Here is a 17,186-nt window from a genome sequence, read left to right as displayed (position 1 = left end):
ACGCTCCTCCATTTTTATCACCTGACAGCCTTTTAATCCTGGGATATTCATGATAGAATTCATAGTACACGCAACTCCATTCTTTTTGCTTGTTTCTGGACAATTCAAGTATAAAAGAATGACGGGGTTGCGTGTCTTTTTTTTGACCAAAATTGTATGAAAACCCCAACATTTATTATAGAGCCTGATTTTAATATTACTCCCCAAATACATCACTTATAAAAAGAACCAGGCCACAAGGAGCCTGGTTTAAAAATTCATTTTAGACATTTGCAGGTTCAAATGTTTTACAATCAGTTTCCCAGCTATTTTCAGCTGTCTTTCCTTTGTGGCTGACAACATAGATTCGGTCAGCGGCACATTTGTTCCCTTCTGCCCAATACGTACAGTTATTTACTTCACATAAAACATCTTGTGCCATGTCGTATCACTCCTTAAAGTATTCGTAATACAATCATAGCATTGGTAGATGGCGGGATTTGTATGCCAGTAAATGTAAGGGAAAAAAGTAGAAAAATGGGAAAGCTTCCACAAATTATGATTCATTTAATGCCTTTTCTAATGTTTTAAGGTTTTTATTCATTAAAGTAAAATAATTTTCCTTATTTTTAATGTCCTCTTTTGTTAATATTCCCAGATTGTGAATCGGTAAGGCACGGGCACCTATTTCTTTTTGGACGATCTTTCCAAGTTTGGATTGAACATTTTGTTCAAAAAGCATGTAATGGATGCCTTCTCGTTCAGCTAAAGAAATAATTTTTTCCAACTCCTTTTGGGTTGGTTCATTAGTAGTGGATAAACCGGTAATGCTGATTTGTTCAAGTCCGTAGCGGGTTTCCCAATAACTAAATGCGGCATGTGTAACAATCATCTTTTTATGTTTGGCTTTAGAAATCGTATTTTCAAATTCTTGATTTAATTGATCGAGTTCAGAGACAAGTACCTCAAAATTTTTCTTGAAATCATCTTTTTTCTGCGGCATTTTTTTCACTAAGTGATCGTAAATCACCGCCGCTAATTCTTTAGAATAGACGGGGTCAAGCCATATATGTGGATTTACATTCCCGTGATGATGATGATCTTCTTCCTCTTCATGAGCATGGTTATCTGCAGGCAGATCCAAACCATCAGTTACTGGGACGATCGTAACATGTTCATTTTTTAGAGACTTCTCTGCTTTTTCAGCAAATCCTTCTAGACCAAGACCGATATAAAAAAATAAATCTGAATCGGCAAGCTTTATCATATCTTTTTGCGTAGGTTCAAAGGTATGCTCATCGGCACCAGGAGGATAAATGGTTTCAACAGTCACGAACTTTCCGCCAATTCGCTCCGCGAAATATTGAAGAGGATAGACCGTTGTATAAATAGCTAGTTGATCCTTCTTTTTTGGTGATGGGTCTTTTTCATTGGAACAGGCAGACAGAACAAGAACCATCGGTAATATGAAAGTAAAAAGTATTTTTTTCATAATAACTCCTTCTTATAAATCGTATTTATTACGATTTGTATTCAAAAAAAATTTAGCTAATACGTAACGATTCCGATTTCCTTAAGTATCTTACAAGAATTTTGTTACTAATGCAAGTATAAAAATTGTTTTTCATAACCGATCTTGTGTATTCTAAATAAAAGAAAAAATGAAAAAGATGTGATGAAACTTGAAAAGCCCATCATTACTTCAGGAGATACTTGAATTTAATGATAAATTTGTTGAAAACCGAAATTATGAAAAATATGAAACAACAAAATATCCCAATAAAGAAATGGTTATTCTTACCTGCATGGATACTCGACTTCTCGAATTATTGCCGAAAGCATTAAATCTTGGAAATGGTGATGCAAAGATTGTAAAAAATGCTGGGGCTCTTGTTGCCCATCCATTTGGAAGTATCATGCGAAGCATTTTGATTGCGGTATATCAATTACAGGCAAAAGAAATATTAGTCATTGCCCATCATGATTGTGGTATGTGTGGACTAAAAGCGGATCCTGTAATTGACAGTATGTTGGAACGAGGAATTCCCCAAGAAACTCTTGATACACTAAATTATTCAGGATTGGACATTAAAAACTGGCTACATGGATTTGAAAGTGTACAAGATAGTGTGAAGCACAGTGTAAACACGATAAAAAATCATCCTCTAATGCCAGAGGGAGTTCCTGTGCATGGATTGGTCATTGATCCGAAAACGGGGAAACTAGACCTTATTGTTGATGGGTATCAGAACTAACTTGCTTTCTTTTATCCCATGTATCCGGTACAGGATCTATGCCGCCTGGATGGAATGGGTGGCATTTTAATATTCGCTTAAGGGTTAAGTATCCGCCCTTAAGTACTCCAAATCGTTTAATGGCTTCTAAACTATAATGAGAACAAGTTGGATAAAAGCGACATGTCGGTGGCTTGAGTGGTGATATGGCGGTTTGATAAAAACGAATCAGGATCAGCAACATTTTTTTTAGCATGAAACTTTCTCCATTCAATGGTTTTGGTTTTATTAATTTGAACATACATTGTTTCATTTAAAATGGCAATGTTTTTAAGTTGATGAAAATACTCGGAATTTATAGTATGATGAAAAGGTAGATTGAAAAAGGAGTGATACTTAATGCCTTCAGTTGAAAGTTTTGAATTGGATCATAACGCCGTAAAAGCACCTTATGTCCGCCATTGCGGTGTTCATAAGGTAGGAAGTGATGGCGTTGTTAATAAATATGATATTCGTTTTTGTCAGCCAAATAAACAGGCGATGAAACCTGATGCGATCCATACACTGGAACATTTGCTTGCATTCAATATTAGAAAGCATGCGGAGAAATATGATCACTTTGATATCATTGATATCTCACCAATGGGATGTCAAACTGGTTATTATCTTGTAGTAAGTGGGGAACCGACTGTTGAAGAAATCATTGATCTTTTGGAAGACACAATGAAAGATGCGTTGGAAATTACTGAGGTTCCTGCTGCAAATGAAAGACAATGTGGTCAAGCCAAACTACATGATTTAGAAGGTGCCAAACGATTAATGCGTTACTGGCTCGAACATAGCAAGGAAGACTTAAAGCAAGTCTTTGCATAATAGGGAAAAGGGGCTGTTCAGAAAATCGTTGATTTGATTTCTGAAAGCCCCTTTTTTCATGATTTATTCGTTTCATCCTCTTCTTGGCTGATATAAGGATTATTATCAATTGGATCAACGGTATGTTTATAGGAATAGGCTTTTGAAGTGGTGATAACAGCCAATAATAGGACAATGATGACAATAATAATTGACACGACCATTACTGTATGCAATATTTTCTCCCCCTTCGCACCCATATTGTAACATGTTCTGTTATAAAAAAGGGAACTGATTCATTTCAGTTCCCCTCTTTGATATGTATAATTAATGAATATTTCTTGGATAATAGGTATTTCCACGCTGTTGGACATATTGTTCTTGGGAAAATTTCCCTTTTAGACTTTCGATTAAATACAGTCCCATTAAATCATATAATTCTTGCTTATCCATATCATGGATAAGAGCTAACAAATCTTCATATGACATTTCTTCTAAAAAGGCAAAGGCCAGCATGTCAATGTCTTCCTCATCACCAGTAAGCTTGTTTCTATACATTTCATATAACTCATCGACCAATTTCATACTAACACCTCCAAAAATGTTTATTCGTTTATTTAGTCAATTCCCTTAATAGATTAAAATCATCCACTTTATTAAATTGACTGAAAAGTCTGTTATTTATTGTTAATAATTATATCGCATTCATTTCAAAAAAATGTATCGAAATTTGGTAGAGAATAAATTATTTCTTTTTTGTGGATTCTAACCATAAAAGGGGATGAAATAATGGAGAATGGAAAGAAAACGTATTATATTGATGTTGGAACAGGAGAAATTTCACAAAGTGCCACTGCGTCTACATGGAGTTTTAAAATACAAGCGACTGATGAAGAAATTACCCAGCTGCGGGAATTATTTGATCAAAACTATTCAACCGAGTGGAAAAACTTTTTCCGAGCTCATGTTCCTTATGTACAATATCATTATGACCGTGAAAATGATGAGTATGACAGTAGGATTCAACAAATTTATAGCATGATTTACCGTCTTGGAGATCAAGAAGCAAAAAATCATATTGAAAGCATGAATATATTACCAAATACTGAGTTAACTGATTAAGGAAAATCTTAGCCACAAGATTTTCCTTTTTTCGTTATAATAAAAGTATGATTTGAAAAAAGGCGGGCAAAGAGATGATTCAATTTTTCGATGAAAAAGGGAATAGAGTGGAGCTTTCTTTTTCTCGGAATGCTTTTGGTGTGGAACCAAAACATGTTTTAGTTCTCTGTAAATTACAAGAGGACTGGGTTCTGACCAGACATAAAGAACGAGGGCTGGAATTTCCAGGCGGTAAGCGGGAAAAAGGAGAAACGCTGGAGGAAGCGGCAAGACGTGAAGTTTATGAGGAAATAGGCGCCGTGCTTGGAGATGTAAGATATTTGGCGGAATATAAAGTGTCTGAAAGAAACGGGTATTTTGTAAAAGCAGTTTTTTTAGCAGACGTCAAAAGGCTTGAAAGGACGGGAAATTATCATGAAACCCTCGGACCACATTTGATCAAGGGAGACCTGTTACAATTGCGTTTTGGCAAGGAGTTTAGCTTTATTATGAAGGATCGGGTAGTAGGGGAATGTATAAAATTCATTGAAAATATAATGGAATATTAAAGATGGAACCATTCAAGGCGGGATATTTTTTCCCGCCTTTTTTGACTAGTCAGATGTTAGAAATAATTGAGATCCCAAATAAACAGCCATCCCCCAGATGATAAAAGCGGAAATTTGATTGATCCGTTTTAGCAGTTTTCCATTGGTATCAATTTGGCCGATCTTTTTTCCGGTAATAGCTAAGCTAAAAAACCAAACCCATGAAACTAGAATGCAGGCAATTGAAAAAATCCATTTATCAACCCCTGAATAGACCAGAGAGCTGGTACCGATCAAACCGATGGTATCCATAATTGCATGTGGATTGAATAGGGAGACAGAAGCAGCAAATAAAATTTGTTTACTAGGGGTAAAGCTCTCTGGATGATTGTTTAATTTAGGTGTATCTTTCCACATCAGCCAACCCATATAGGACAAGAAAAAAAATCCAACGATAAACATTAAAGTCCGCAACCATTCAATATGTAAAATGATAATGGAAACACCAGCTACCGCCATGGTGATCAAAAGTGTATCACAAATACCAGCTGTAATCACAGAAGGCAATGCGTATGTAAATTTCTTTTGTGTTGCTCCTTGATTAAACACAAAAACATTTTGGACACCTAAGGGCAAAATTAATCCTAAGGCAAGGATGATTCCATGAATAAATGGTTCCATTATTTTTCTTCTCCTGTTCTTTTATAGAATAATGAAAAATGATTTATATTTCTTTATCAAATTGGAATAAGATTGTTGATATTAATTGGCAATTAATTTTGAAAGAATTTGAAAACCAGTCAATTTTTCATAAATCTTAACATTATTACAGAAAACAACAAGATCTGATTTAATCATTTTGATAATGTTTTGATTAAAAAATTAACCTTATTAAGAAAATACTATTATTTTTTATACTTGGGTTATATGAGATTTTCCGGCTAAAAAGATTTTAAGATGTAAAGTAAAAAGGAGCGTTTGGTATTTGATATAAAAGAGTAGAACTCACTTATTTTATAGACGAAAAGAACAAGAAGGTAGAATAGTATCACAAAATTCTATGAAATCAAATAGAAAATACTACCAAAGTAACTATGAAATAATAGTCAGAATTGTTAAACTGTTAATAGCATCATGGGTTAGCTTCAATTTAATCCTACTAGGAGGGAGTAAAAATGGAGCGAAAAGTAAGTTTAATTCCGTATCAAGTCATTGAACAAGTAGAAAAGGCCAATGAAGTTCCCAAAGGAGTAGAAATGATTCAGGCTCCAAAAATTTGGGAGAAAACAAAAGGAAGAGGAATAACAGTTGCCATCTTGGATACTGGATGTGATTTGTTCCATCCCGACTTAAAAGAGCAAATTGTGGGCGGAAGAAATTTTACAGACGATGATAACGGGAACCCTGATGTCTTCCAGGATTACAATGGCCATGGTACCCATGTTGCTGGAACAATTGCTGCAAAGCAAAACGATAATGGTGTTGTTGGTGTAGCCCCTGAAGCAAAATTGCTTATTATTAAGGTGCTGAATAAAAAGGGGACTGGCCAATATGAATGGATCATAAATGGAATTAATTATGCCATCGAACAAAAAGTGGATATCATTTCTATGTCCCTTGGCGGTCCAGTAGATGTTCCTGAACTGCATGAAGCCATTCAAAAAGCTGTTCAAAACAATATTCTAGTCGTCTGTGCTGCAGGTAATGAAGGGGATGGCAATGATTCAACAGACGAATTTGCTTATCCGGGTTCTTATAATGAAGTGATAAGCGTAGGTGCCATTGGCTTAGAAAGAAACTCCTCGTGGTTTACTAATTCCAATAATGAAGTAGACGTAGTGGCTCCAGGAGAGAAAATTTTATCCACTTACTTAGATGGTAAATATGCGACTTTAAGTGGAACTTCTATGGCCACACCTCATGTGTCCGGAGCATTAGCATTGATAAAAGTACTAGCGAATGAAAGTTTTGAACGGAATCTATCTGAGTCTGAACTTTATGCCCAATTAATAAAAAGAACGGTGCCATTAGGAAATTCACCAAAACTTGAAGGCAATGGATTAATTTATCTAACGGTAACAGATTACTTGTCAGATATCTTTAATCAGCAATTGAATCTTGAAAAAGTGAATATATAACAAAGAAAATTTAGTTCAAGTCTTTTGAACAAAGAAGGTGTCCCCCAAGATATGATTAATAGGGGGGCACTTTTTTATTTACTTTGAACATTGCCTATGCTTTCCGTTTTAGAAGTTTGGTTTTCCACCTTTATGATCAGTTAACCTAAATCGTCTTCACCTGGAAAAAACTTAATTAACTGAAAATGGGAGCAGTTATTGACTATGAATTTGATTATTGATACTATTTTCTCTATTAATTTATTAACTATTTTCCTTGTATATGTTCAAGAATATGGCTTGAACGTCTCTACCGGGCTGCCGTAAATAGCCTGTCTACAAGGGGCAATGATTAGTGTTATAAGACTTTTTATTGGCCTTTGCAGAATAATCCTCCGGCAGTCAACCGGGGGATTTTTTTTCATTTTAATTGATTCGGAGGGCACATCATGAAAAACTTCTTTCAATTTTCCGAACGGAACACAACATTAAAGCAGGAAAGTATAGCAGGAATAACAACTTTTCTTTCAATGGCTTATATTCTCGTTGTAAACCCGGTTATCTTAAGTCAAACCGGGATGGATAAAGGAGCATTATTCACAGCAACTGCTTTATCTGCCATTATAGGCTCTCTCCTTATAGGGGTGTTGGCTAATTATCCGATTGGGATTGCTCCAAGTATGGGAATTAATGCATTTTTTACTTTTACTGTCTGTATCGGTATGAAAATACCGTGGGAAACGGCATTGGCTGGAGTTTTTATTGCTGGTGTATTATTCATGATACTAAGCTTATTAAAAATCCGGGAAAAGATTATTAATGTAATTCCCCAAGATTTAAAACATGCCATTGCAGGAGGAATTGGCTTTTTCGTTGCCTTCATTGGTTTAAAAAATGCTGGTATTGTAACTTCAGATGAATCTACATTTGTGGCTATTGGCAATCTAAAATCTGCACCAACATTACTAGCCATTGTTGGATTTATCATAACCATTATTCTATTAAATAAAGGAATAAGAGGTGGCATTTTTTACGGGATGGTGCTGTCAACCATGATCGGCATGGCATTTGGTATTATTAATACGCCACAAGCAATTATTGGAAAAATACCGAGCTTAGAACCTACTTTTGGTGTGGTTTTTGAGAACTTGGATGATATTTTTTCTCCAAAAATGCTGGCTGTTATTTTTACCTTTTTGTTTGTTGCCTTTTTTGATACAGCCGGTGCACTTATTGCCATTGCCAGTCAGGCAGGCTTAATGAAGAATAATGAAATTCCTAACGCAGGAAAAGCACTCCTAGCTGATTCGATGTCTACCGTAATTGGAGCTATTTTAGGTACATCTACCACTGCATCAATGGTGGAATCCTCTTCTGGAATTGCTGTTGGCGGTCGAACAGGCTTTACCTCCATTGTCATTTCGGTGTGCTTTATGATTTCATTATTTTTCTCGCCCGTTCTTTCCATTGTCACTCCTGAGGTTACAGCTCCAGCTCTTATTATTGTAGGTGCTATGATGGCAACTGAAATTAGCAAGATCCAATGGAGCAATTTAGCTATTGTTATACCAAGTTTTATTACAATTATTATGATGCCTTTGACTTTTAGTGTTGCTACAGGGATTGCACTTGGTTTCATTCTTTATCCAATAAGTATGATAGCAATGAAGAAAACAAGGGAAATCCACCCGATCATGTATGTTTTATGTATCACATTTATTGGATATTTTATTTATGTTTTTTAACGTAACCATAATTTGCTGTCAAAAGTTCAACACATGTTGAAAGTAAGGTATACCTATTCTGAAAAAGAGGCTGGGACCAAACCCTTCTCTGAAATGAAAAAAAGCCGGTGACATTTTACGACGAGTAAAATGTCACCGGCTTTAATGATTTTTGAATAAAAATAAGGACCATTTCTGATAAAATAAAGTTACCATACAAAATCTCATTAGCCCCCTAATGAATTTGGACACTCGATAAGGTGTTTTTTATAATCGAAGTGACCAAATGAAGGGGGCTTTTGATCTATATGAAACGAAGAAAACATTCGAAGGAATTTAAGCTACAAGTAGTGAAAGAAGCATTAGAAGTTGGAAATAAAGCATTGGTAGCTAGAAGATACGATCTTAGCCCGAATCTCGTGCAAAGATGGGTAAAAGCGTATGAAGAAGGACAGCTAGGCGAAGAAACGGTTAATTCCTCTTCAGCTGAAGTAAAAAGGCTGGAGGAGGAAAACGAACAGCTTAAGAAGCTATTAGGGGAAAAAGATTTAGAAATTGCGATTTTGCGTGATTTGATAAAAAAGAAGAACCCTCACTTACTGAAAGATTGGAAGTAGCCGAGCAGTGGATCGAGAAAGGATATCCGATTACGGAAGTGCTGGAGATTCTGGAAATCAATCGTTCGACCTACTATTATCAACAAAACGGAAAAGTCGAGGAGAAAACAGTAGGTGAGGGACGTCCAATCCCCGGCTACTCTCTGACGAAAATGGGTGAAAAAGTGCCAGACGAGCAAATCAAAGAATGGCTATCTGAGCTGGTCATGGGGGAAGGATTTGCTTACGGATACCGAAAGTTGACGATCTAGTTAAGAAGAGACCATCAGCTCATTATCAGTAAGAAAAAGGTTTATCGATTGTGTAAAGAGATGGATTTACTACGTCCACAGCGAAAGAAACAGATTTCTTATCCACGGAAACTCGCTCGGAATCGTATCATTACCGGTTCGAATCAGTTATGGGAAATGGATGTGAAATACGGATATATCGAAGGAGAAGAACGCTTTTTCTTTGTTTTATCGCTCATCGATGTATATGATCGTTCGGTGATTGATTACCAAATTGGACTGAGTTGTTCAGGAAGCGATGCCGTAAAGACGCTACAAAGAGCGTTATTCAAGCGTCAGCAATTTGAACAGACCAATAAACCTGTAATTCGTACAGACAACGGCCCACAATTTATTTCACAAGTCTTTGAAGCTGCCTGTGAGCAATTCGGAATCGAACATGAACGGATTCCGCCGCGGACACCGAATATGAATGCACATATTGAAGCCTTTCATCGCTTACTGGAGGAAGAATGTCTAGGAAGAATTGCGTTTGACAGTTTTGAAGAAGCCTATCAAGCTGTGATGGAGTATATGCAGTTTTATAACGAGCGAAGAATTCATTCGAGTATTCTCGATCTTCCACCGCATGAATTTTACAAAAAAACGCAAACGGAAGCGTTAGTCAACAAAGAAGTTCGTGTATAAGGCAAGAGGATTTCGTCCTCTTGCCAAGAAAAAACAAGAAATTTTAAGAATAACCTAAAATAAGAAAGGATGTGTCCAAAATTAGGGGGTCAATCCGAAATCTCATCAGAAAGAAGGGTCCTTATGTTTAAAAATTATAACATGAATCAATTAGTTTTGCCTTTAGATTTAGAAATAAAATTACAAAAAATGATATTGCCTTCCATGTCCATCATTTAGTTGAAAGTATCCCTGATGAAGCATTCAAACCATTTTTACGAAGTGAAGGCTGTCCTGCTTATCATCCACGTATGATGTTAAAAATCATTTTATGTGCCTATACCCAATCTGTCTTTTCGGGCCGTAAAATTGAGGCTCTTTTAAAAGATAGTATTCGCATGATGTGGTTGGCGCAAGGATATGAACCAAGTTATCGGACAATCAATCGTTTCCGTGTCCAACCGGAAGTAAAAGAATTAATTCGTCAATGTTTCGTTCAATTCCGTTGCCAATTAGTCCAAGAAAATTTGATAGACCAAGAAGCGATTTTTATCGATGGTACAAAAATTGAAGCAAATGCGAATAAATTTACGTTTGTCTGGAAGAAATCGATTGAGAAATATCATCAAAGTTTAATTTAAAAGTCAAATCAGCTATACAATGAGCTACTTGAGAACGAAATCATACCTGAAATTGAACGTGAAAGCAATGAGCAGTTATCATTGGAAGAACTCACCCAATTGGTTCAAAAAGTGGACGAGGTTGTAACCGAGTATGATAAACAAATTGAAACATCATCAGACGCTGCAGAACGAAAAGCCTTAATAAGTGAACGAAAATATCCAAAACAAGTGCGCAAACAATTGATCGATTTGATTACACGTAAACAGAAATACCAATGAGACTTTGAATTCTTTGGTACACGTAATAGCTATTCAAAAACAGACCCGGATGCGACATTTATGCGCATGAAAAACGGACAATTGAAAGCTGGTTACAATGTACAAATCGCAACGGAAGGCCAATATACGCTTGCCTATAGTTTATTTTCAAACCCGACAGATACACGTACGTTAATTCCATTTCTAGATGAGATTGAGCAGCATTATTTTGAGTTACCGACATACATTGTCGCCGACGCAGGTTATGGTAGTGAACAAAACTTTCATGATATCCTTTCAAACAGAAAACGAGAAGCACTTATTACGTATAACATGTATTTGAAGGAACAAAAGAAAAAGTACAAACAAAACAGGCAGTATGATAAAGAAACAGACACCTATACATGCCCTAATCAAAAACATCTTGAATTTCAATATCATTCTGTCCGTCATGATCGCACAGGATTTCAACGTAAATTCAAAATCTATGAGTGCGAAGATTGTTCGGGATGTCCATTCCGTTCATTATGTACAAAAGCGAAAGAAGGCAATAATCGAAAACTCATGGTGAATGAAAAATGGGAACAACAAAAAGAATATGTAAGAGCGAAGCTTTCAGAGGAGAAAACAAGTGCCATCTATCGAAAACGCAAAATCGATGTGGAACCAGTTTTTGGATTCTTGAAGGCTAATTTGCGTTTCACTCGATTTTCTGTACGAGGAAAATCGAAGGTAGAAAACGAAATGGGTCTCGTGTTAATGGCAGTGAATTTAAGAAAATTTACTGCCAACAACTAAGGAAATAGAAGAATTTACAAGCAAAAATAGAGAAAGATGAATTTAAGCACACTCAAATTCACCTTTCTCTATTATTTGAAGCTAGTTATGTCCCAGCCTCATTTAGAACTTGATAGAAATCGAAATAGAAGGATCGTTTCCATTTCCACTATCGCGTCCGTTAGTTCCATAAGGAATTGCTCTCGACCAACCAAAGCTATTTCTGTGATGAAAAAGGGATGTAGAGATTAAATTTAGACTAGATGATGATCGTAATTGGAATTTTGGGCATTCTCGAGAATTATCAATATGCAGAAAAAGTTTGTGATGATAATCCTGTATTGTGCGTTCGATGCATTGACCTATTCCGTAATGAAGTACACAAAAAGATAACAGATTTTTTATAGCTAACTGGAGTGGAATGATCGTGCGAGAAATGATATCGACAGGGAAGTAGCAAATTTTAAGATCACCAAAGTGAATTTAACGGAATTTTTGAAGGAAAATCGATTTCCGTCCCTTTATTTTCTAGATATATCCAAACGATTATAGAAATCTTGTTTTAGGAGGGATGGAAATGATCAAAACATTGGTTATTATGACGTATGTTGCTTACAAAACTTGGTGGAAGTATATTCATTGTGAAATCGTGGTCAGTTGGCTGGAATTCTTAGAAAATATTTAAGGGGATTTGCTATGTATTCTCGGCTTTTAGTCATTGCATATTCTTTACAATGAGGTGACTTTTTTATGCGCATTTATTTATCTATTATGTGTTTCGCAACATGTTCTAAACAAAAAACTACAGACCGGACCCCGTTGAATTAATAGGGTTCTGACTAATGAATTTTATGGATTTATAATAATTTTTTTATTTTTTTGTATTTTTTGTATTTTTTTGTATTTAATTCTTGTTTTTTGTTATTTTTATTTGGTAATATTTTCTTGAGGATATTTACCTAGGATAAATATCTACTAAAATATTACTAAGAAAGAGGGATATTATGAGAAACATAGTTAAAAAGTATTCCAGATTAGGGATGGCTGCGGCTATGGGAGTTGGAATATTTACTTTTTCCAACTTTACATAAGCCAGCGACGATAACATAGGTTTTAGTTTTACACTTAAACCTAATTATGAAAATAGCTATTCTGGTGAAAGATATCGACAAACTACTAATCCAAAAAATAAATGGAAAGTAAATCTAACATATTCATCTGAAGGTGTGGGAACAGTTGCAACTTTCTGGTTAGATAAATCGGGTACAAGAGTTTCAGATGTACATGATGTGGCACAAGGAAGTGGTGCCCACTATTATTCAGCATTTAGCACAGCAAACCAATCTAATGTAAGATTAGGTGCTGAAAACAATAACGCAAGCCCTAATAGCTATACAATAAGTGGTTATTGGGACGAAGAAACTGACTAATCTAAAAAAGGTCAAAAATGGTATTTTTTACCATTTTTGACCCCTTCAATTACAATTAATTAAAAACTAAAGAATTGAGTGAGGGTAATTGTTTAATAGTCATATTCAACGCATTGTAAGAAATAAGATTAATTTAACTGCTTTTATTATTATTTTACTATTACCTATGTTAGAAATTGTACAACTGTTAATTTATCAACAAAACTCTGAAGAGACTTTTCATCCTGCTTTTGCTTTCTTTTTATCAAGTTCTAGCATAGGACATGCACCACAAATATTATTACTATGGTTTTTACCAATATATTTTTTATTATTGGGGGCCGATGATGCAATTCAAGACTATAAAACAGGTTATCGTAATATTTTAATTAGCAAAATAGGTAAAAAAAGATACTTTTTAGAGAAACTGATTACATCTTTTTCTATATCCTCTATAGCTATGTTTATCACATTATTTGTTAACTTTATACTAGTGTCTATTATCTTTGCTAACGGAACTTTTTCAAAAGGATTAATGGAAATGGAGCTTGAGGGAAATAAACTCTTTAACTTTAGTATAGAACACCCTTTTATTGCAATTACTGTCTTTTCAGTAGTCAGTTGTATTCTAGCAGGTCTCGCTGGAACATTAGGAGTAAGTGCAAGTTTGTTTTTTCTTGATAGAAAATATGCATATGCCTCTTCATTTTTTATTTGGTTTTTATTAGTTTTAAATAAACAGTCACTTATTTACGTCTTTCAACCATTTACTGAGTATGGTTTTGATGTGATAATTCCTATCTTTTTATTAGCGATAGGTATCCTTATAACAATTCCTTTAATAGTATTTATTTATGGAGTAAGGTTCAATGAAGATTAAACGATCTATTATTATTATTATTACAATTCTCTTTTTTACTATTGTATGGTTTGTACAAAATTCAAATCAGCGTGATATCCCTATTCTCAAATCTACCAATCTATCTTTATATGATGTAATAGTTATTATGAATAACAGCGCATTCGGTTATAGCTCTATACAGGCGTATACTCTATTTTATACTGTACCTTTTATTATCTTTTTAAATCATTTCTTCTTACCTGAAAATTTGATTAATATTATAAGAGGGGCCGACAGGGAAAGGTTATATCTAAGAAGACTTACTAAAATTATGATAGTAGCTTTAATATTTTCTTTTATACATTCCGGAATAAATCTATTATTTACTAGTATATTCTTTGATTATTCTTTATTAAAAGAAATGAATTTTATACCAACTTGTCTTTTTAATACATTAGGGTTATTTTTATTTTACACTAGTGTTGGTTTGATGTATGAATTGATAAAAGATATAAGTAATTCCGTAGGTATCTCCTTTTTTCTTACAATTCTATTAATAAGTGGTTTATTCTTTTTTGAAAAATTAATAATGAACCAGACATGGGGTCCATTAAAGGATTTAGTAATATATAATAAAATGTTAGAAAAAAAATGGACGGTTACAGATTTATTATATACATATTTCAGACAATTTCTTATTGTTGGTTTCTTTTACTTAATTGGCTCCTTTGTGTATAAAAGAAAGGACTTTATTCAATGATAATAAATAGAAAATTTTTAATCTTTGTATTATTAACGATAATAATGCAGGGGATTTTGATAAGTAGGTTTAACTTAATTAATACTAATTTTCCTTTTTTGGATGGTATACCCATCACTTCTTCTCATGCATTAGAGTATAGATATTTGCTAAATTGGTATCTCCCGATTATTAGTATGAGTTTTTATTTTTCTGGATATTTAAGCGATCTTACAAGAATCCATGGTATAACTTTCTTTGTAAGAACCTATAGTAAGTCCAAATGGATAATAAAACAATATTTGTGTATGCTAATGATCCTTCTATTATTTACTATATTCCAAACAGTTATCTTTACTTTGCTTGGATTAGGTAAATCAACGTTTTCTACAACAAATTTCATAAAATCTCTATCTATCTATTTATTAACATTATTAACATTATTCAGCATACAAATTTTATTGGAATTGTATATAAAAACAAAAATTTCTCATTTGATTATTAATATATATATAGTTTCTTCAGTTTTAATGACAAATCAACTATATGGTTCATCCAAGCTTTTACAATACCTATTTTTACCGAACTATGGGATGGGGTTTAGGAACGGATTAAGCCAAATACCTGAATTTAAAATACATACAATTGATTATCTTATTGGTTTGTTTATTCTCCTTATAATTCAAACTGCTGTAATTTACCTTTCTGTTAATAAAATAAAGAAGATGGATTTACTATAAAGTGAGGGTTAAGAATGCTTCAAATTTGTAATTTAAGTAAAAAAATAAAAAATACATATGTTTTAAAAAATATTTCTTATACTTTTAAACCGGGCTATATTTACGGACTCTTCGGTAAAAATGGATCCGGTAAAACAATGCTACTTCGTACTTTAGCTGGATTAGTTATTCCTACTGAAGGTGAAGTTATAATTAATAATCAAGTATTACATAAAGATATATCTTTTCCCCCAAGCGTTGGAGTCATTATAGAAAATATGGAGTTATTGCCACAGTATGATGCTTATACCAATCTTTTTATTTTATCAAAGATAAAGAAAGTGGCCTCAAAACATGATATAGAAGAAGCTATAAAAAAAGTTGGACTAGATCCATTTTCTAAGTTAAAAGTAAAAAAATATTCTTTAGGAATGAAGCAAAGACTTAATATCGCACAAGCGATATTTGAAAAACCTGATATTCTCCTTTTGGACGAACCTACCAATGCGATTGACGATAAAGGAGTAGAATTAATTCACAATCTGCTTTTAGAAGAAAAGAAAAGAGGAGCTATTATAATAATTGCTAGCCATCTTAAAGAGGATATTGAATCCTTATGTGATTTTAGTTTGAAAATGAATGAAGGGAACTTAATTTATGAATAAATTTAAATGTACTATTTTTATTTTTATAGTAGTGATATGTTCATTAATTATCGCTTATCCTTATATTACTGATTTAATAAATAGTTATAAAAATATAGATCCAGAGGAAATGACTATAAAAAGTGGAGAATATATTGTGGGAGAGGATATTAATCAAGGGATTTATGATATAGAAGTAATAAGTGGGAAAATCAAATTTATGCAAAGAGAATTATCTATAAAAGATAAAATATTAGGTGTTAAACTTAATAATGGAGAACATGTTGAGGTAGAAGGAAAAGGTAGAGTGAAACTTTCTCCTGCAAATTTTGAAGCAATAGAAATGAGTAAATCAGGTCAATATGAAATTAATCATTCAGGATTTTATAAAATAGGATTACAGTTACCTGAGAGAGAATATATATTGAGTTATACCGGAAAAACAGAAAAAGAAAAACCTTTTGTTCAAATCTTATCATCTAATAATAGGGACGTTCTTAATACCTACGATTTCCAAGATAAAGAAAGTTATAAAGTTTTTCTTAAAAAAGGTGATATATTAGAGATTAACAAATGTTTATTTTTTGAATCTGATAGCATTGTAATTAATTTAAAACCTTTATAATTGACTATTTATCCGAAATATTTGATGAATAGCTGGTACTATTATCAAGAGCACTAAAAACATAACATAGACAAATTTAAATAGTCACAATGTACATATTTCCTAACAATCATTTTGATAACCAAGATTGCTGTTTCGTCAATAGAATTCAAATTGCACTATTGACTATATAATTATTAGTTATTAGGTTGATGATTCAAATCATCTGTAGTGTATCCTAGAAAGGGGCTGTCCGAAAAGTGGGTTTGGTACTGCACCCCAAAAGTTAGAGTTAAAATCTAACTTTTGGGGTGTTTTTTATGGCTAAATATAGTGAAGAATTTAAGCTGATGGTTGTACTAGAATATCTTAATGGTCCATTAGGTTGTGGATTACTTGCAAAGAAATATAAGCCACTAGCAGAATCACAGTTAAGACGATGGGTACGAGCTTATCAAGAATTTGGTCGAATTGGTTTGGCAGCCAAGAAAAATAAGCAGTTTT

At 33.7% G+C, this 17,186-nt stretch carries 19 protein-coding genes, 2 pseudogenes and 1 riboswitch; of the genes and pseudogenes, 15 read left to right on the top strand and 6 right to left on the bottom strand.

Annotation, left to right across the window (positions count from 1 at the left end):
- Positions 1 to 262: 262 nt before the first annotated feature.
- Together GZA11_RS14350 and GZA11_RS14345 are read right to left on the bottom strand one after the other, a co-directional pair.
- Positions 263 to 421: a DUF1540 domain-containing protein gene (locus GZA11_RS14350; protein ID WP_081905071.1), complete on the bottom strand. Its 159-nt coding sequence runs from the start codon at positions 419 to 421 to the stop codon at positions 263 to 265.
- A 114-nt stretch (positions 422 to 535) separates the two neighbouring features.
- Positions 536 to 1,471, bottom strand: coding sequence for a metal ABC transporter solute-binding protein, Zn/Mn family (locus tag GZA11_RS14345; RefSeq protein WP_038536882.1), 936 nt, complete (start codon positions 1,469 to 1,471; stop codon positions 536 to 538).
- A gap of 190 nt (positions 1,472 to 1,661) precedes the next feature.
- On the opposite strand from GZA11_RS14345, the gene GZA11_RS14340 reads away from it, so the two are divergent.
- The gene (locus GZA11_RS14340; RefSeq protein ID WP_038536880.1) at positions 1,662 to 2,234 is read left to right on the top strand and encodes a beta-class carbonic anhydrase; all 573 of its coding nucleotides are present in this window, start codon (positions 1,662 to 1,664) and stop codon (positions 2,232 to 2,234) included.
- Here the strand turns inward: GZA11_RS14340 and yidD are convergent.
- Positions 2,209 to 2,469 (bottom strand): membrane protein insertion efficiency factor YidD, encoded by a 261-nt coding sequence (gene yidD / locus GZA11_RS14335; RefSeq protein ID WP_038536879.1) that lies wholly within the window; start codon positions 2,467 to 2,469, stop codon positions 2,209 to 2,211. The genes GZA11_RS14340 and yidD overlap by 26 nt on opposite strands.
- A 143-nt stretch (positions 2,470 to 2,612) precedes the next feature.
- Between yidD and GZA11_RS14330 the strand changes: the two genes are divergently transcribed.
- The gene (locus GZA11_RS14330) at positions 2,613 to 3,086 is read left to right on the top strand and encodes an S-ribosylhomocysteine lyase (RefSeq protein ID WP_038536877.1); all 474 of its coding nucleotides are present in this window, start codon (positions 2,613 to 2,615) and stop codon (positions 3,084 to 3,086) included.
- Positions 3,087 to 3,142: 56 nt separating this feature from the next.
- Here GZA11_RS14330 and ytzI read toward each other — a convergent pair whose 3' ends face one another.
- Together ytzI and GZA11_RS14320 are read right to left on the bottom strand one after the other, a co-directional pair.
- Positions 3,143 to 3,301 (bottom strand): YtzI protein, encoded by a 159-nt coding sequence (ytzI, locus tag GZA11_RS14325; protein WP_081905070.1) that lies wholly within the window; start codon positions 3,299 to 3,301, stop codon positions 3,143 to 3,145.
- A 91-nt stretch (positions 3,302 to 3,392) separates the two neighbouring features.
- Entirely contained in the window at positions 3,393 to 3,650 is a 258-nt protein-coding gene (locus tag GZA11_RS14320) for a DUF6154 family protein (RefSeq protein ID WP_038536875.1), read from the bottom strand.
- Positions 3,651 to 3,854: 204 nt separating this feature from the next.
- On the opposite strand from GZA11_RS14320, the gene GZA11_RS14315 reads away from it, so the two are divergent.
- Both GZA11_RS14315 and ytkD read left to right on the top strand, forming a co-directional pair.
- The gene (locus GZA11_RS14315; protein ID WP_081905069.1) at positions 3,855 to 4,187 is read left to right on the top strand and encodes a hydrolase; all 333 of its coding nucleotides are present in this window, start codon (positions 3,855 to 3,857) and stop codon (positions 4,185 to 4,187) included.
- A gap of 74 nt (positions 4,188 to 4,261) precedes the next feature.
- Complete coding sequence (gene ytkD / locus GZA11_RS14310; RefSeq protein WP_163184250.1) at positions 4,262 to 4,735, top strand: RNA deprotection pyrophosphohydrolase; 474 nt, start codon at positions 4,262 to 4,264, stop codon at positions 4,733 to 4,735.
- 45 nt (positions 4,736 to 4,780) lie between these two features.
- On the opposite strand, the gene GZA11_RS14305 is transcribed toward ytkD, so the two are convergent.
- Positions 4,781 to 5,395, bottom strand: a complete 615-nt coding sequence (locus GZA11_RS14305) for a LysE/ArgO family amino acid transporter (RefSeq protein WP_038536871.1) — start codon at positions 5,393 to 5,395, stop codon at positions 4,781 to 4,783.
- 494 nt (positions 5,396 to 5,889) lie between these two features.
- On the opposite strand from GZA11_RS14305, the gene GZA11_RS14300 reads away from it, so the two are divergent.
- The 11 genes and pseudogenes from GZA11_RS14300 to GZA11_RS14250 all read left to right on the top strand — a co-directional run.
- On the top strand, positions 5,890 to 6,852 hold the full coding sequence (locus tag GZA11_RS14300; protein WP_038536869.1) for a S8 family peptidase: 963 nt from the start codon (positions 5,890 to 5,892) through the stop codon (positions 6,850 to 6,852).
- Between the two features lie 236 nt (positions 6,853 to 7,088).
- A riboswitch (purine riboswitch) is annotated at positions 7,089 to 7,190 on the top strand.
- Positions 7,191 to 7,280: 90 nt separating this feature from the next.
- Positions 7,281 to 8,576, top strand: a complete 1,296-nt coding sequence (locus GZA11_RS14295; protein WP_038536867.1) for an NCS2 family permease — start codon at positions 7,281 to 7,283, stop codon at positions 8,574 to 8,576.
- A 287-nt stretch (positions 8,577 to 8,863) separates the two neighbouring features.
- Positions 8,864 to 10,089, top strand: a pseudogene (locus GZA11_RS14290) (IS3 family transposase).
- Positions 10,090 to 10,212: 123 nt separating this feature from the next.
- A pseudogene (locus GZA11_RS14285) lies at positions 10,213 to 11,744 on the top strand (IS1182 family transposase); the annotation flags it as partial.
- A gap of 1,088 nt (positions 11,745 to 12,832) precedes the next feature.
- Positions 12,833 to 13,156, top strand: a complete 324-nt coding sequence (locus GZA11_RS14280; RefSeq protein ID WP_235925054.1) for a DUF2712 domain-containing protein — start codon at positions 12,833 to 12,835, stop codon at positions 13,154 to 13,156.
- 166 nt (positions 13,157 to 13,322) lie between these two features.
- Positions 13,323 to 14,015 carry a DUF2705 family protein gene (locus GZA11_RS14275; RefSeq protein WP_158332823.1) on the top strand — a complete coding sequence of 231 codons (693 nt, stop codon included), beginning with the start codon at positions 13,323 to 13,325 and terminating at the stop codon, positions 14,013 to 14,015.
- Positions 14,005 to 14,736, top strand: a complete 732-nt coding sequence (locus tag GZA11_RS14270) for a WxPxxD family membrane protein (protein WP_038536860.1) — start codon at positions 14,005 to 14,007, stop codon at positions 14,734 to 14,736. Before GZA11_RS14275 ends, GZA11_RS14270 begins: the two co-directional genes overlap by 11 nt.
- Complete coding sequence (locus tag GZA11_RS17070) at positions 14,733 to 15,455, top strand: DUF2705 family protein (protein WP_038536857.1); 723 nt, start codon at positions 14,733 to 14,735, stop codon at positions 15,453 to 15,455. Before GZA11_RS14270 ends, GZA11_RS17070 begins: the two co-directional genes overlap by 4 nt.
- Before the next feature lie 14 nt (positions 15,456 to 15,469).
- A complete protein-coding gene (locus GZA11_RS14260) occupies positions 15,470 to 16,099 on the top strand; it encodes an ABC transporter ATP-binding protein (RefSeq protein ID WP_038536855.1) in 630 nt (209 codons plus the stop codon).
- A complete protein-coding gene (locus tag GZA11_RS14255; protein WP_038536853.1) occupies positions 16,092 to 16,703 on the top strand; it encodes a hypothetical protein in 612 nt (203 codons plus the stop codon). The genes GZA11_RS14260 and GZA11_RS14255 overlap by 8 nt, the downstream gene beginning before the upstream one ends.
- A 299-nt stretch (positions 16,704 to 17,002) precedes the next feature.
- Positions 17,003 to 17,186, top strand: a 184-nt coding sequence (locus GZA11_RS14250) for a helix-turn-helix domain-containing protein (protein ID WP_163183451.1), incomplete at its 3' end; no start/stop codon positions are given.

Origin of the sequence: Neobacillus sedimentimangrovi (assembly GCF_010614825.1) — a bacterium.
In the GTDB taxonomy this organism is placed as follows: domain Bacteria; phylum Bacillota; class Bacilli; order Bacillales; family Cytobacillaceae; genus Neobacillus; species Neobacillus thermocopriae.
This window is presented reverse-complemented; position numbering and strand designations above follow the sequence as displayed.